12 protein-coding genes and 1 rRNA gene are annotated in these 15,204 nt (G+C 44.0%); 11 read left to right on the forward strand and 2 right to left on the reverse strand.

From position 1 onward, the window contains the following. The first annotated feature begins 209 nt into the window (after window positions 1-209). Entirely contained in the window at window positions 210-1,439 is a 1,230-nt protein-coding gene (gene coaBC, locus AC0J2X_RS13630; RefSeq protein WP_069943479.1) for a bifunctional phosphopantothenoylcysteine decarboxylase/phosphopantothenate--cysteine ligase CoaBC, read from the forward strand. Between the two features lie 115 nt (window positions 1,440-1,554). Further along, complete coding sequence (gene slmA, locus AC0J2X_RS13635) at window positions 1,555-2,142, forward strand: nucleoid occlusion factor SlmA (protein WP_012516568.1); 588 nt, start codon at window positions 1,555-1,557, stop codon at window positions 2,140-2,142. 244 nt (window positions 2,143-2,386) lie between these two features. Here the strand turns inward: slmA and AC0J2X_RS13640 are convergent, their stop codons facing one another. Beyond that, the gene (locus AC0J2X_RS13640) at window positions 2,387-4,024 is read right to left on the reverse strand and encodes a M28 family metallopeptidase (RefSeq protein WP_069943478.1); all 1,638 of its coding nucleotides are present in this window, start codon (window positions 4,022-4,024) and stop codon (window positions 2,387-2,389) included. Between the two features lie 189 nt (window positions 4,025-4,213). Between AC0J2X_RS13640 and AC0J2X_RS13645 the strand changes: the two genes are divergently transcribed. From AC0J2X_RS13645 to AC0J2X_RS13685, 9 genes are all read left to right on the forward strand, one after another. Further along, the gene (locus AC0J2X_RS13645) at window positions 4,214-4,549 is read left to right on the forward strand and encodes a DUF1820 family protein (RefSeq protein WP_061438894.1); all 336 of its coding nucleotides are present in this window, start codon (window positions 4,214-4,216) and stop codon (window positions 4,547-4,549) included. A gap of 38 nt (window positions 4,550-4,587) precedes the next feature. Continuing rightward, a complete protein-coding gene (locus AC0J2X_RS13650; RefSeq protein WP_069943477.1) occupies window positions 4,588-6,339 on the forward strand; it encodes a DUF885 domain-containing protein in 1,752 nt (583 codons plus the stop codon). 2 nt (window positions 6,340-6,341) lie between these two features. Beyond that, on the forward strand, window positions 6,342-6,851 hold the full coding sequence (locus tag AC0J2X_RS13655) for a hypothetical protein (protein WP_061438886.1): 510 nt from the start codon (window positions 6,342-6,344) through the stop codon (window positions 6,849-6,851). A 247-nt stretch (window positions 6,852-7,098) separates the two neighbouring features. Further along, complete coding sequence (locus AC0J2X_RS13660) at window positions 7,099-7,851, forward strand: recombinase RecA (RefSeq protein WP_014947746.1); 753 nt, start codon at window positions 7,099-7,101, stop codon at window positions 7,849-7,851. Next, the gene (locus AC0J2X_RS13665; RefSeq protein WP_014947745.1) at window positions 7,851-9,338 is read left to right on the forward strand and encodes a Y-family DNA polymerase; all 1,488 of its coding nucleotides are present in this window, start codon (window positions 7,851-7,853) and stop codon (window positions 9,336-9,338) included. Before AC0J2X_RS13660 ends, AC0J2X_RS13665 begins: the two co-directional genes overlap by 1 nt. Before the next feature lie 36 nt (window positions 9,339-9,374). Then, window positions 9,375-12,464 (forward strand): error-prone DNA polymerase, encoded by a 3,090-nt coding sequence (locus tag AC0J2X_RS13670; protein ID WP_069943476.1) that lies wholly within the window; start codon window positions 9,375-9,377, stop codon window positions 12,462-12,464. A 130-nt stretch (window positions 12,465-12,594) separates the two neighbouring features. Beyond that, window positions 12,595-13,398 carry a hypothetical protein gene (locus AC0J2X_RS13675; RefSeq protein ID WP_231506374.1) on the forward strand — a complete coding sequence of 268 codons (804 nt, stop codon included), beginning with the start codon at window positions 12,595-12,597 and terminating at the stop codon, window positions 13,396-13,398. Then, window positions 13,379-14,209: a substrate-binding periplasmic protein gene (locus AC0J2X_RS13680; protein ID WP_069943474.1), complete on the forward strand. Its 831-nt coding sequence runs from the start codon at window positions 13,379-13,381 to the stop codon at window positions 14,207-14,209. The genes AC0J2X_RS13675 and AC0J2X_RS13680 overlap by 20 nt, the downstream gene beginning before the upstream one ends. A 136-nt stretch (window positions 14,210-14,345) precedes the next feature. After that, a complete protein-coding gene (locus AC0J2X_RS13685) occupies window positions 14,346-14,876 on the forward strand; it encodes an acyloxyacyl hydrolase (RefSeq protein WP_014975262.1) in 531 nt (176 codons plus the stop codon). Between the two features lie 219 nt (window positions 14,877-15,095). On the opposite strand, the gene rrf is transcribed toward AC0J2X_RS13685, so the two are convergent. Then, window positions 15,096-15,204, reverse strand: a 5S ribosomal RNA gene (gene rrf, locus AC0J2X_RS13690); the annotation flags it as partial.

The raw sequence follows: 15,204 nt of genomic DNA on the forward strand, positions 1-15,204 counted from the left end.
TCATCTAGCCCGACTATTCTATAAAAGGTTGTTTATAGATGAATGGTGACAAAGAAACGACTGTATAAAAGACGGGTTTATTAACGGTTTTTACCACCTTTAAGGACTGCTTATACGCCGCTTTCGAAACAAGACCTACTTTCGTTCAGCTATCCGATTTTTTGTCACCATGGTAGGCTAACGCTAATTTCGAGATTTTGTGTTCTTCTATGTCTATTGCTAATAAAAATATTTTGCTAGGTGTTACTGGCGGGATTGCCGCTTATAAAGCACCTGATCTTGTGCGCAAGCTTACTGCGTTAGGCGCAAACGTGCGTGTGGTTCTAACAGACTCTGCCGCAGAGTTCGTTAGTTCATTATCACTTCAGGCTGTGTCAGGAAATCCAGTGCATCGCCAGCTGCTTGATCCTGCTGCTGAAGCCGCAATGGGGCATATTGAATTGGCAAAGTGGGCTGATATCCTACTTGTTGCCCCCGCAACCGCAAACACCATTGCTAAGCTTGCTCACGGTATGGCAGATGACTTGCTGACTACACTGTACCTTGCAACAACAGCGAAACTCTTTATTGCTCCTGCCATGAATCAACAAATGTGGAAAGCGGTAGCAACAAAGCGCAACATCGATATTTTAAAAGAGCACGGCGTAACCTTTATTGGCCCGGCAAGTGGTGAACAAGCCTGTGGCGATGTGGGTTCAGGTCGAATGGTTGAGCCTGTTGATATTGCCAATGTAATAAATGACGCAGAGAGAGACGCTTTATCCCTTTCTTCGTCGCTAAAGGCGTTATCGGGAAAGAATATTACGATAACAGCGGGACCAACCAGAGAGCCTTTGGACCCTGTACGATATATTTCAAATCACAGCTCAGGAAAGATGGGGTTTGCCATCGCTCAGGCAGCAGCACTCGCGGGGGCAAATGTAACCTTAGTGGCAGGTCCTGTGTCGCTTGAAACGCCCGAACGCTGTGACCGTATTAATGTCACTACCGCAGAGGAAATGCTTAATACTTGTCAAACGCTTAAAGCCTCCACAGATATATTTATTAGTACGGCTGCTGTAGCAGATTACAAGGCCGTGAGCGTTGCCGATAATAAAATTAAGAAAACCGGTGATGAGTTAACACTTACTTTTGTTAAAAACCCTGATATTCTAGCAACTATATCCACCAGCCAAGACAGACCATTTTGTGTGGGCTTTGCGGCCGAAAGCCAAAATGTAGAAGATTATGCGCGTTCGAAGCTAGCCAAAAAGAAGCTAGACATGATTGCGGCTAACGATATTACTGCCGAGGGTCTGGGGTTTAACAGTGATAAAAATGCACTGCACGTAATATGGCAAGATGGTGATAAACGATTACCTGCAACCAGTAAAAGCGAGTTAGCGGGTCAATTACTTGCACTTATTGCAGAGCGCTACGCTTTAAACAATAAAAACTAACAGATGCTTATTAAGTGTCGATAATAAAAACGATAAATATAAACGCTTTGGTGTAAGCCAACTTAACATGGAGCCCGAGTTGCTATAACTCGGTAGCGGAGGAAATACTTTCGTCATGCCTGCTGTCAAAAAAACAAATCGCAGAGCTCAAATTCTGCAAGCACTTGCTGGAATGTTAGAAACCAGCCCAGGTCAACGTATCACTACTGCTAAATTAGCGGAAAAAGTGGGAGTGTCTGAAGCGGCACTTTACCGTCACTTTCCAAGTAAAGCGCGAATGTTTGAAGGGCTTATCGAGTTTATTGAAGAAACACTTTTCACGCGCATCAATAAGATTGTGAATGAAGAGAAAGACTCGCTTACGCGTTGTCAGCTTATTCTTCATCTTATTTTGGGCTTTGCTGAGAAGAACCCGGGTATTACTCGAATATTAAATGGTGATGCGTTAATGGGTGAACAAGACCGGTTGCGCGCGCGCATAGCAAAGCTTTTCGAGCGTTTAGAAACGCAGCTTAAACAAGTGCTAAGAGAGCGCAAGCTACGCGAAGGTAAAACCCTTTCTGCAGATGAAGCGATTATCGCCAACATGATGATTTGCTACACCGATGGCCGTATTAATGGCTTTATCCGCAGTGGATTTACGCGTAAGCCAACCGAGCAGTTCAATGAACAATGGGCTGCTTTCAAGCAAATGTTTGTTTAGAACCCAATTAAGTTACGACTAAGGCGCTTTCAAGCGCCTTTTTTATTGCCTGTTTCCCATTCTATATTGCATTGATACTTTTCAAAATTAATATGGAAAGTGCAATGAAATCAAATAGCTGCCGAGCACAGCCCTCAGCGTTCAAACATGCACATAATTCATTACTTCAGTCACTATCCATAAACTACAGGCACAAAAAAAGCAGCATAAAAATGCTGCTTTTTAATGTTTAATAAATATGGACTTACTTGCTAAACGTGTTTCCAAAGAAATCGCCATCGTTCCACTTAGGCTTGTTTTTTTGGTTTGCTAGTGTCCAACCAATTTGCGCGTTAACCTTGGTGAAAGTCTCTGCCGCATTCCAGTTGAATGGCTGGTTAATGTCGTCGCTAGGTTTGTGGTAGTGCGTAGATAAGAACTGACCAAACACCTTGCTGCCATCTACGTTAGGATCTTTAGACTTCAGACCCGGCACCATAAACACTGAAGGCACACCTTGCTTTACAAACGCATAGTGATCTGAGCGAGTGAATAACGCTTGCTCAGGCCATGGATCAGGGCTTAGTTCAATGTTGGCATTCGCCGCCGCTTTTTCCACTGACTCTTGCAAATCACTGTGGTTCGCGCCAAACGCAATAACGTCTGCAAACTCGTAAGTCAAAATTGGCATATCTAGATTTACGTTCGCCACCATTGAAGTAACCGGTACAGTTGGATTACGAGCAAAATAGTCTGCACCTAGCAGGCCCTTCTCTTCACCCGTTACCGACACGAACAGAATTGAGCGCTTTGGCTTTTCTTCCATTTCGCTAAACAAGCGTGCAGTTTCTAACATCACTGACGTACCAGACGCATTGTCCATGGCGCCATTGTTAATGTTGTCTTTCTTCACGGTCTTGGCAAAACCGATATGGTCAGAGTGAGCAGAGAAAACCACGTACTCGTTTTTAAGCTCTGGGTCAGAACCTTCAAGTACACCCACAACATTTGGGCTAGTAATGGTGTCGTGTACGCTCGTCTTACTGATATCAACCACGCCATTTAACGCAAAGCCTTGCGGTACTTTGTCGGCTTCAAGCTGTGCATAAACGTCATCAAGGCTCTTTTCTGCGCCTTCAAATAACTTACGCGCAGCGCCTTCACTCATGTAAGCGCCACCTTTAAGCTGAGAAAAGCTGTTTGCAGGCTGACCACTGTCGTCTAACCATGCCATACGCGGCGTATGGATGTAGTTCAAACGGCTTTGATAAGGGCGTACCTTTTCATTTTTAGGCGTTGTGATAGTGATCATGCCAATAGCGCCATTGTCTACCGCATACTTTTGCTTTTGATAGCCAGACGCAAAGTGAGCGCCCTCTTCTGATGGAAAGTCACTTGGCTTACCAGCAAGCGCTACAACAACCTTACCTTTTACATCTAAGTCTTCGTAATCGTTGTGAGATAGCTCGTCAGCCACAATGCCGTAGCCCACAAAGACCATTTCACCTTTTACATTAGCCTCGGTGCTAAGCAAGCTCGGGCTAGCTAGATATTCTTTCGGGTAGTCAAAATCGACGGTTTCGCCGTTTTGCGTGAAAGTAAACTTGGGAGACTCTTGAACCAGATTCGCTTTGCGAAACGCTACGTTTTGCATGTAGCCGTCTGTACCCGCTGGCTTCAAACCATATTTAGCAAATTCGGTCGCAATATATAGCGCCGCAATTTCATGGCCACGAGAGCCCGTGTCACGACCTTCAAGCAAATCATCTGCTAGGAAAAACAGGTGCGATTTGATTCGCTGTGTATCAGGGTTAAAAGCATTGTCTGTCGATGCGTGGTTATGGGCAGTAGCAGCAAAGGTCATTGCTGTCATTGCACTACCTATAAGGAGTTTTTTTATCATTCTAATTTCACCATATAACTAAGTGTGCATCATGGTAACGCAGTTAATAGGCGGAATACCATTAAACTGCTTACGTTTACCATGTGTTTCCTACCGTTGCTCGCATTTTATGAGCAAGGTAAAATTGCCAGTCGCATGCCGGCTCAGCTTCCGGGTGTTTTTATATTTTTTTAGTGAAGAGCAGCATCTATGTCAAAAGACGACATTCTTTACCGCGTTCAGTTCATCAGCAACGGTGAGCGCTATGAGTTATACGTGAAAAGCCTTATGCAGGGCGCTTTGTTTGGCTTTATCGAGATAGGTGACTTTGTGTGGGATACTCACACAAGTGTTGTTGTAGACCCTAGTCATGAAAGGTTGAAAACCGAATTTTCTGAAGTAACAAAAACTTATGTACCGATGCACAACATTTTGCGCATTGACGCCGTAAATAAAAAAGGTTCAGCCAAAATTACTAAATTAGAAAATAAATCTGATAAAGTAACTGCTTTCCCTAGTCCAATATATACACCAACGAAAGAGTAACCGCCGGGTCATTCCGGTGAAGGTTGCCGGAGACCCTTATGTATCGCTATGTTTTAGCAGCATTATTATTTATTTGCAGCGTTAGCTCATCTGCAAAGGACCTTAACGATGAAAGCTTGTATCAACTACTTGATGACATTTGGCAATACGAGCTTTCGGTTTCCCCGCTTCTAGCTTCTCGCGAAGGCGATACTTCACTCGCTCACGTATTACCAGACAACTCTCCCAAAGCCCTGAAAGCACAAAATGAACAATGGCGTACTTTTCAAAAGACCTTAAGTCAGTATAAAAAAGAAGACATCTCTACTGATGCTTATATTGCCTTGCTGATGCAACAATATCGTTTAGCTAACTATGTGGACGAATATACGTATCGCGCGCATTTAGTGCCTATCAATTCAGAATATGGCTTTCACGGTGCAATGGCCTCGCTTCCTAATTTATCCACCTTTAAGCGCGTAGAAGATTATCAGGCCTACATTAGCCGCCTAAATGCGCTTAAGCCTTATTTTGACCAACAAATTGCGTATATGAAACAGGCGCTAAAAGAAGGCTACACGCAGCCTAAAGTCGTGCTGAAAGGGTTTGAGAACTCGGTGGCGTCATACATTGTTGAAAATGCCGAGGACAGTGGCTTTTATTCTCCATTTACCCGTTTTCCAGAGTACTTTACTGACGAGCAAAAATCAGCGCTAACGGAGCAAGGCAAGGCTGCCATAACCAGCAGCGTATTGCCTGCGTATCAAATGTTCTACGACTTCATGGTAGATGAATACATTCCTAATGCCCGTGAAGATATTGCCGCGAATAACTGGCCTGATGGCGTGGCGTATTACGCCAATAGAGCCAAGCATTACACCACCACGGATATGACGCCTCAGGAAATCCATGATTTAGGGTTGTCTGAAGTAAAACGCATTCGCGCGCAAATGCAGCAAATTGTGGATGAGCTTGGCTTTGATGGCGACATTAACGAATTCATTACGTTTTTACGCGAAGACCCGCAATTCTATGCCACCAGCGCTGAAGATTTGCTGAAAGAGGCGTCGTTTATTGCAAAGAAAATGGACGCAAAACTTCCTTCGCTCTTTGAGTATCTGTCAAGAACACCCTACGGTGTAGCGCCTGTACCAGACGCTATCGCGCCCAAATATACAACGGGCCGTTACATTCATCCTAGCCGCGATGATCAGCCAGGATATTACTGGGTAAACACGTATGCCCTCGATAAGCGCCCTTTGTATGCATTGCCTGCACTGACCTTGCACGAAGCAGTGCCTGGCCACCATCTTCAAATATCGTTGGCAGCAGAGCTTGAAGACTTACCTATGGTACGTCGTAACACCTATATTTCAGCGTTTGGTGAAGGCTGGGGTCTGTACTCTGAGTTTTTAGGTATTGAAGCAGGTATTTACGAAACGCCGTACGACAACTTCGGTCGCTTAAGCTACGAAATGTGGCGTGCGTGTCGCTTGGTTGTGGATACCGGTATGCACACGATGGGCTGGAGCCGTCAACAAGCGGTTGATTATATGATGGAAAACACCGCGCTTTCAGAACACAACGTAAATACTGAAATAGACCGCTATATCTCTTGGCCAGCGCAAGCCTTGTCTTACAAGATTGGTGAAATCAAAATTAAAGGCCTTCGCAAGAAAGCAGAGAAAGCATTAGGCGAGCGTTTTGATGTGCGTAAATTCCACCGCGCCGTGTTAGAAAACGGCTCAGTTCCACTGTTTATCTTGGAGCAAAACATCAATACGTTTATAGAAGAACAAAAGGCACAATAAACATGATCGTTGCATTTGGTGTTATTGGATTACTTATCCTGTTTTTAATTTACTTTGTGCTGCGAGCGCAGAATTTACAGAAAGAGCTGGCGCTATTGCGTCACTCGAATAAACAGACCAACAACAAGGTTACGTATGCTTATCGCAACCTTGTTCTTGTTACAGATGCGTTAGAGAAAAATCTTACTGCGCGTATTGAAAGTGCCTATAAAAGCCGCCTTATCGACCAAACTCAATACAATGCGCTGCACCCGCTTATGCGCAACTTTTCGACTATCGTCATGGCCTGTTGTGAGAAAGGGATGTCATTTGAGGAGTCACTGAATAAGGTGCTGCTTAATGAAGAAGTGACGCTTGAGGAAATTCGTGAGGTGGTGAAAGCACTCCCTAGCAACGTACGTATGGTGTGGTCAAAAAATACGGCCGACGGCTTCATTGCTTTTTGCCAAACCGTTACAGCAACAGTAAGCGGCACGACTACAAAGGCTCAAAAAGAACCATCTGAAGAGTAACATTTTACTCTATGTCTCTCGTCAGCGCTTATACAGCGCTAACTGTATGGCAGGGTCGTCTGCTTTGCTATGTAGTAAGGCCTGCGACCCTAGCCATGTTCCCACTCTTTTAAAAGTTTAATCTTTTTACCTTTCCAAACTAATCAGTAAGTTAGCGTTTAAAACAACAAGTCAAAAACCTTTTGTCTTGAAAAGGGTTATTGCTGCACTATAATACTGTATAAAAATACAGTTTATTTTGAGTGCCATGAATAAATCGTTATCCGTGCTTAATAACCACCCGCATATTTGGCGGGCCAGAGATCAGAGACAAAGTGAAACCAAGTTTTCACTGGGTTTTCCGCGTCTGGATAAAGCACTTAACGGTGGCGTTACATCTACAGGTCTTGTCCGTATCTCTTCGTTAACCGGCATGGGTGAACTTTCACTCTTTAAACAGGTTATATGCCAACACCGTACGCATAAGCTGGTGGTATTTATTAACCCTCCCGGGCTACTACAGTCGCCGTGGTTAGAAAACTTGGGGCTTAAAGCGCAACAAGTTCTGGTAGTAAAACCAAGTTCTGAACAAGAGTCTTTGTGGGCAGCAGAGCAATGTTTAAAAAGTACGGCTTGCCATTGCGTAGTGCTGTGGAGTAATGCTGTAAATCAAAAAGAAGCGCGACGCCTGCAGGTAGCGGCAACGCATAATGATGCGCTGTGCTTGCTGTATACTCCACCGCAACAGCAGGCCTCACAGTTAGGTTACCCAAAGGCTAACATGGGGAGCGATTCACAAGCCAACCTGACGAATGAAAGCGACAGTGCATTACCCATTACTTTGGATATCGCGCTAAAGGGTAAACCCCACGCTTTGGCGGTGAACATACGCAAGCAGCGTCATGGGTGGCCCAAAGATAACATTGTTATTTCCCATCGGTGGACCCCCGACAATCACGCCATTAAATGGGCCATGGCACACAACACGCTTTCCGATCAGGCATTACACTCTGTGAGCTAATGATGCTGTGGGCTTATATTTACTGCTATCAACTAACTTTAGACAGCCATATCAAAGCGGCTAGAAGTAAGCGTGCACATAGCCAATTGCCGAAGCACGAAACTAACAACCAGTATTCAGCGTTAGCGTCGAATACTCCCGTTGCAGTGTACTGCAGTAAAACAAACAAAATTACGCAGTGTAATGATATTGCGAAAAAAGAAGGCATTGAAATTGGGCATGGGCTAGCCCAAGCAGCGGCGTTATGCCCTTACGTGCATATTCTGCCTTTCAGTGAAGAAGCCGAAAAGCATATGCTGACGCAGTTAGCCCATCGGCTTTATCCACTGGCTTCTGATATCGTATTAGACAACCACATTCACTCAAATAGTTTCAGCGGTCTGGCAGTAAGGCTAGATAACCTAACTCATTACTATGGCGGTCATAAGCCACTGTGGAAAACTTTAACCCAAGCTCTGGCAGAAGCAGATATTCGTTATCATTTTGCTAGCGCATGGACAATTGAGGCCGCAAAAGTATTAGCGCTTCATAAATTTAATACCCACTTACATACACCCGATGACATAAAAAAAGCGCTAAGTACGTGCCCGCTTTCTATTACGGCTCTATCCCCTAAAGTCATTGACTCGTTGGCAAGGGTGGGCGTTTCCTGCGTACAACAGCTACTGGCCATGCCGGTACAAGAACTGGGTCGGCGCTTTGATAATAACACTATTATGTATCTTACTGCGTTAAGGGGAGAAACCTTTCCACGCGTTACGTTATTTAGGCCTTTGGAGCACTTCGATAACTTTATCTTATTGCCTTTTGATATTGAAAACACGCAGCATCTAACCCCTTTTGTCACCCAACAGTTTGAGCATTTGTCTCACTATTTACGGGCAAGAAACTTATATACATCCAGCATCAGTGTACATATTCATTTCAGAGAAGCACCTGTAATGGATATTAATATACGTTCGGCACTGCCTCAGTCCTCAGTACAAAGTTGGCTGCCCTTGTTTAGTCTTAAAACTGAGAATCTGGTGTTGCCTGAGCCAGCCACAGCCATTGCGCTTACCTGTCAGCAATTTGAAGAAATGGATACGCAGAATGGCGACTTTTTTAGCGACAGGTTTAACGATATTGCACAAAAGCAATTAATTGGGCGCTTAAACGCGAAGCTAGGCGATAACAGTACGTTTCAACCTCGCGCTGCCGACAGCCATCAGTTTGAATATATGACAGTGACAGAGTCGAGCACCGGTAACTGTGCCGGTAATTACGCTTATAGCAGTGACATTACGCCCACCTTCACCTTTGATGTACCTAAACCGCTTATTCAGGCTACCCAAATTTGCTTTGGCCCCGTGCGATTACACAGCGAGTGGTGGCATGACAGCCCAACAAAGCGCGATTATTTCATCGCCCAAACTGAGCAATGCGTAAGGCTTTTAGTGTTTAAAGATGAAGAGAGCCGCTGGTGGGTGCAGGGCCTTTTTTGCTAGCGGTATGCGGTTAAAGAAAAAGGTAAAGGCAATATCATGAAATACAGTGAGCTCTTTTGCCAAAGCAATTATAGTTTTCTTTGCGGTGCCTCTTCCCCCGCAGAGCTTGTTACCACGGCTTCTTTCCTTGGTTACGACGCACTTGCCATTACCGATGAATGCTCAGTAGCGGGAGTGGTACGGGCTTTCGACGAAATTAAGCATCAGGGCCTACCGATTACGCTTATTGTGGGTAGTTACTTTGTATTTGATGACACTTTATCTTTTGTGCTGTTGTGCCCGAACAAAGCGGCCTATAGCGAACTATGCCGAATTATTACTAACGCGAGGCGTCGCTCTGATAAAGGTGAATACCAACTAGCTGAGTGGGACTTGCGTACCATTCGCCATTGCAAATTCATTTGGCTACCAAGCGGCAAAGAAGCTAAAGACAAGCATTGGGCTGAATGGCTGCAAAAACACCCTAGTATTGATGCCTATATTGGCGCTCAGCGCCTATTAGACGGAAGGGATCACCACAGGTTTGCGCATTACAATCATCTGCAGTCTGCCTATCCTTTTCCTGTTATTGCCTGTACAGGTGTACTCATGCATCACGCTGACAGACTGCCGCTTCAACATGTATTGCATGCTATTAACGTGCATACCAGTGTAGACAAAATAGGTCGGGATGCGTTGAGTAATGCAGAGCGTAGTCTGCGAACCGTACAAAAAATTAAGAAGCTTTACCCTGAGAAATGGATTGCCAATACCAATGCCCTTGCTCACGCTTTCACATTTTCTTTAGAAGAGCTGCGCTACCACTATCCTGCGGAGCTTGTACCTGAAGGGTATACGCCCACTTCGTATTTGCGGGAACGTGTAGAGGCCGGTATAAAAGTGCGCTTTCCTGAAGGTATAACCCCTGATATTCGCCAAACCATAGAAAAAGAACTTACGCTTATTGACGAGCAAGAGTATGAGTATTTCTTTTTAACCATTTACGACATTGTTCAGTTTGCCAAGCGACAACGTATTTTGTATCAAGGGCGCGGCTCTGCGGCCAACTCGGTAGTGTGCTATTGCTTGGAAATAACCGCAGTAGACCCAAGGCAAATAAGTGTGCTGTTCGAGCGCTTTATTTCCAAAGAGCGTAACGAACCGCCAGATATTGATGTGGATTTTGAGCATCAACGCCGTGAAGAGGTCATCCAATACATTTATCAAAAGTACGGCCGGGAAAGAACCGCTATCGCGGCTACGGTTATTTGCTATCGCTTTAAGTCGGCTTTTAAAGATGTGGGCAAGGCGCTGGGCTTTAGCGAATCACAGCTTGATTTTGTGGTAAAGCAGATTAATCGCCGAGACAGCGTTATTCCGTGGAAATCTCAGCTGGCGGGGCTTGGGCTAAACCCTAAAGAGCCTAGGGTGCAGCAGTTAATTACCCTTACCGAAGCTTTACTGGGCACGCCCCGACATTTGTCGCAACATGTAGGCGGTTTTGTTATTAGCGCAGGGCCGCTCTACGATCTTGTTCCTGTTGAGAACGCCGCGATGGAAGAGCGTACTATTATTCAGTGGGATAAGGACGACATTGAAACCTTAGGCCTTTTAAAAGTGGATGTACTGGCGCTTGGGATGTTGAGCGCTATACGTCGTGCATTCTCTCTTATCAATAAACAATACCCTGTTGAAACCAGTATTCCGTTCATTACTAAGCTCGGAGATGACAAACAGGTTTTCGATATGATTTGTCGGGCCGATACGGTAGGCGTTTTTCAAATAGAATCACGGGCTCAGATGTCTATGCTGCCAAGGCTAAAACCTCGTCGCTATTACGATTTGGTCGTACAAATAGCCATTGTACGGCCAGGTCCGATTCAGGGTGATATGGTCCACCCTTATTTGATACGCCGACACGGCAACGAAACCATTAGCTACCCATCTAAAGATGTGGAGAAAGTTCTGTCTCGCACCATGGGCGTGCCTATCTTTCAAGAGCAAGTGATTCAGCTTGCTATGGTTGCAGCAGGCTTTAGTGGCGGAGAAGCGGACCAGCTGCGGCGGGCTATGGCGAGCTGGAAAAAGGACGGCAGAATTTTTGAATTCAGAGACAAGCTTATTAAAGGTATGACGGACAAAGGCTATGACAGTACGTTCGCCCACAACTTATTTGAACAAATAAAAGGCTTTGCAGGTTACGGCTTTCCTGAATCTCACTCAGCGTCTTTTGCCGTATTAGCTTATGTATCTTGCTGGTTGAAGTTTTACTTTCCCGTTGAGTTTTACGTAGCGCTGTTAAATAGTTGGCCCATGGGGTTTTATTCCCCGTCCCAATTAGTTCAAGACGCTAAGCGTCATCACATACGGGTAGAAGCGCCCTGTGTTAACCAGTCTGACGTTGAGCATTCTCTGGTGGTACAAGGCCAAGAAAAATACATTCAGCTTGGCCTTAAGCTCATTAAAGGCTTAAGTGAAGCATCGTCTCAGCTTATCGTGGAAAACCGCTCAGATAAGGGCTATACCAATGTTGAACAATTACAGCAGCTATCACTTAAAAGTAATGAACTAGAGGCACTGGCTAGCGCCGATGCCCTTCGCACTATTTCAGGCAACCGATACGAAACCCGCTGGCGAATTATGGATACCCAAACGCGTTTACCACTGTTTGATACTGACGATTTTTATGCAGATAAAAATGTCACACCTCTGGGTGCTTCTCCAACCGAGGCAGAAAACTTACTTGAAGACTATGCCTCAACCGGCTTATCGGTAAATAACCACCCTATTTCGTTACTCAAGAAGCAGCGTAAACTTAAAGACATAAGCTGGTCTAATTCACTTAAAGACAAGACAAATAAATCGGTTGTAAAAGTGCTTGGCGCAGTAACAGGTCGTCAAGCACCAGGCACTGCCGCAGGCGTTACCTTTCTGACTTTGGAAGATGATATAGGCAATATGAACGTTGTGGTATGGCAAGCCACCGCTCGTGCTCAGCAACAAACATTCTTAAAAGCTAAACTGCTACAGGTAAATGGTATTATTGAACGCTCCAAAGAGGGAGTTATTCATATCATCGCAGGTAAGCTTATTGATCGGACGCCGTGGCTCGAAAAGCTGTCATTAAGTTCAAGAGATTTTCACTGAGTATTTTACACCCGCAAAACGATAAATTATGGTGTATAGCTATGCGATTTATTTTTGTATTAAAAAACTTCCTCTCAAGGAAATGCTTCAAAGATAATTTATTTGTATATTGTAAATTGCTGTAGTCATTTTGGAGTTTAGAATGATGCGATGTATTGGGCTTTTCATTGGCTGTTTGTTTAGCCTTAATATTTATGCAGATAAATATGTGATTGGCGCACAAAACTTAGCTTATTTCCCCCATTACGATTTTGCATCATCAACAGATAAAGGGGTTGCTTGGTCAATTTTAGAAGCTTTTTCTGAAGCTTCGGGACACGAGTTTGTGTATTTAAGCTTGCCTATAAGACGGCTTCAACTCGAGTTAGTTAAAGGTAATGTTGACTTTGTATACCCTGATAATAGAGGCTGGTATAACAGCATTACCACTTCAAATGACAAGTACTTTTCCCTCCCATTAACCAGCGCAGTAACGGGGACAATTGTAAAACGACAGAACGCTGGGAAAGGCATCGAAAAGATAAAAAACCTCGCCATGCCGTTAGGCTTCACACCGGTAAATTGGCAAGAAAGAATAGACACTCAACGTACCCAAATAACTTGGGTTACGGATATTCAACAAGGCTTGGCGCTTTTGTACCAAGAACGTGTAGACGGGTTAGATTTAGAGTATTTCGTTAGCCAGCGATCTGCTCCTCTATCATATGAGCAAGATGCATTTACTTTAGATTTGACGCTTCCACATAATGAAATTCCTTTTTCCCTATCTACGCTTTATCATCAAGACATTATTAGTGAACTTAATAAGTTCATATCCTCAAATCCAGAATTAATTGATAGTATAAAAACAAAATACGGAATAACCCCTTTCGAGCAGTTGTCTCAGAAGCTTTTGATAGAACAAGGATTGAAAATTGAAGAGGTTTGGAAATAGTATTCGTCGCTTTGTGCAAATGGCGGTATTGCCAGTTACATGCACACTTTCAAGTCCTTTTGTTTCAGCCGACACCTATATCGTAGGCGCTCAAAATATTGAATATTATCCGTATTACAACTTTTCATCGGATCATGAAAAGGGGTTGGGTTGGGCTATTCTTGAAGCATTCTCAAAGCAAAGCGGACATCGCTTTGTATACTTGAGCATGCCAGTTAAACGCCTTCAAATAGAATTGAAAAAAGGCAATGTAGACTTTGTCTTTCCTGATAACGCCAGATGGTATGATCAAATAACCCATAGCCTTAACAAAGTATATTCTGAACCTCTGGCAGAAACATTCGCCGTGACTTTGGTTAAAACAGATAACCTTGGTAAAGGAATTACTCATATAACAAAACTTGCCACGCCAGACGGATTTTCCCCTGTAAAGTGGGAACAGCAAATTAAGAACGGTACCGTTAAGGTAACAGGCGTAAACAGTATTTATGATGGGCTTAACCTTCTACAGAGCGATAAAGTAGATGCTTTAGATGTGGAATATAATGCCGCTAAAAACGTTGCTCGTCGCTTTCCGCAAATGGGACCATTTGCCGCTGATTTAACCCTGCCACACAACGTTGTCTCATTTTCGCTATCAACCTTAAGACACCCCGAGATCATTGCCGAGCTCAATACATTCATACTTTCAGAATCTGAAAGCATAAATAAAATTAAAGCGAAGTATGGTATTGAAGATACAAAGCAACTGATCGAGCGTCTGATGGAAGAGCAACATGTAAGTGCAGATACACGCTGGACACCTTTGTAAAAACTTCAACAGTGTCAGTAAATTACACTACTCGCGTGGAATAGTTCGGCATTTAGTTTTTATTATCTCTTTGAAATTAAAATAATTTTTAATTGGAAAAAATTTTGCTTGTTGATTATCAGATCAAGGAGCAATTATGAAACAGGCATCACTACTTCTATTTTCTTTTTTCATTATTTTCACCGCAAGTAGCGTACAAGCGAAACAAACCGTGAGTGTAGATTATATGCACGGCTTTGACGATATCGATGGTATGCGCTTCGCGTACAGGCCACTTGAACAAACGCTTACTACTGATTGGTTTGGCGACCTAAAGCTATACTGGGAAGTGAGTGCCGTAGTGTGGGAGTATGGTGAAAACGATACACATAGTACAAGCTACGGCGCGTCATTAACTCCTGTATTTATGAAACAGGTTTCAACGCTCTATGACAAATATCCCGTATATATAGAAGCGGGGATAGGAGCGAGTTACATAGGTAATCAGAAAGTCGCTGGTAAAGATATTGGATCTAACTATCAGTTCGAAGACAGATTAGGTGTTTTTGTAGAGATCGATAAAAAACAACATGTCGCACTGCGCTATATGCACTTTTCAAACGGCGGCTTTAACAACGACAATCCCGGATTAGACTTCCTGAACCTATCCTACGCCTACCACTTTTAAAGAAATGGGGTCAGAGTACATTTCTACACTGCAAACAACGAAGCTAGGCTGTGTTGTTACGCTGTTAAGATCATTCGTTCAAAAAAGTACACTGACCCCATTATTCTAAGGGCTGTTTTGATTTCGAGGAGTATTAGAAGTATTAATGTACTCTGACCCCAATTATTTGTTTCTTCCAGACGCAAAAAACCCGCCGTTAGGCGGGTTCTTTTTATTGGGACCTGGCAGTGTCCTACTCTCACATGGGGAAACCCCACACTACCATCGGCGCTAATACGTTTCACTTCTGAGTTCGGAATGGAGTCAGGTGGTACCGTATCGCTATGGC

The sequence above is a fragment of the Alteromonas sp. R7 genome, from assembly GCF_055755235.1.

Bases quoted from the DNA above. Each gene is read 5' to 3' on its own strand.
- coaBC (WP_069943479.1), top strand. From the start codon at position 210: ATGTCTATTGCTAATAAAAATATTTTGCTAGGTGTTACTGGCGGGATT.
- AC0J2X_RS13685 (WP_014975262.1), top strand. From the start codon at position 14,346: ATGAAACAGGCATCACTACTTCTATTTTCTTTTTTCATTATTTTCACC.
- AC0J2X_RS13645 (WP_061438894.1), top strand. From the start codon at position 4,214: ATGTCAAAAGACGACATTCTTTACCGCGTTCAGTTCATCAGCAACGGT.
- AC0J2X_RS13670 (WP_069943476.1), top strand. From the start codon at position 9,375: ATGAAATACAGTGAGCTCTTTTGCCAAAGCAATTATAGTTTTCTTTGC.
- AC0J2X_RS13640 (WP_069943478.1), bottom strand. From the start codon at position 4,024: ATGATAAAAAAACTCCTTATAGGTAGTGCAATGACAGCAATGACCTTT.
- AC0J2X_RS13665 (WP_014947745.1), top strand. From the start codon at position 7,851: ATGATGCTGTGGGCTTATATTTACTGCTATCAACTAACTTTAGACAGC.
- AC0J2X_RS13650 (WP_069943477.1), top strand. From the start codon at position 4,588: ATGTATCGCTATGTTTTAGCAGCATTATTATTTATTTGCAGCGTTAGC.
- AC0J2X_RS13660 (WP_014947746.1), top strand. From the start codon at position 7,099: ATGAATAAATCGTTATCCGTGCTTAATAACCACCCGCATATTTGGCGG.
- AC0J2X_RS13655 (WP_061438886.1), top strand. From the start codon at position 6,342: ATGATCGTTGCATTTGGTGTTATTGGATTACTTATCCTGTTTTTAATT.
- slmA (WP_012516568.1), top strand. From the start codon at position 1,555: ATGCCTGCTGTCAAAAAAACAAATCGCAGAGCTCAAATTCTGCAAGCA.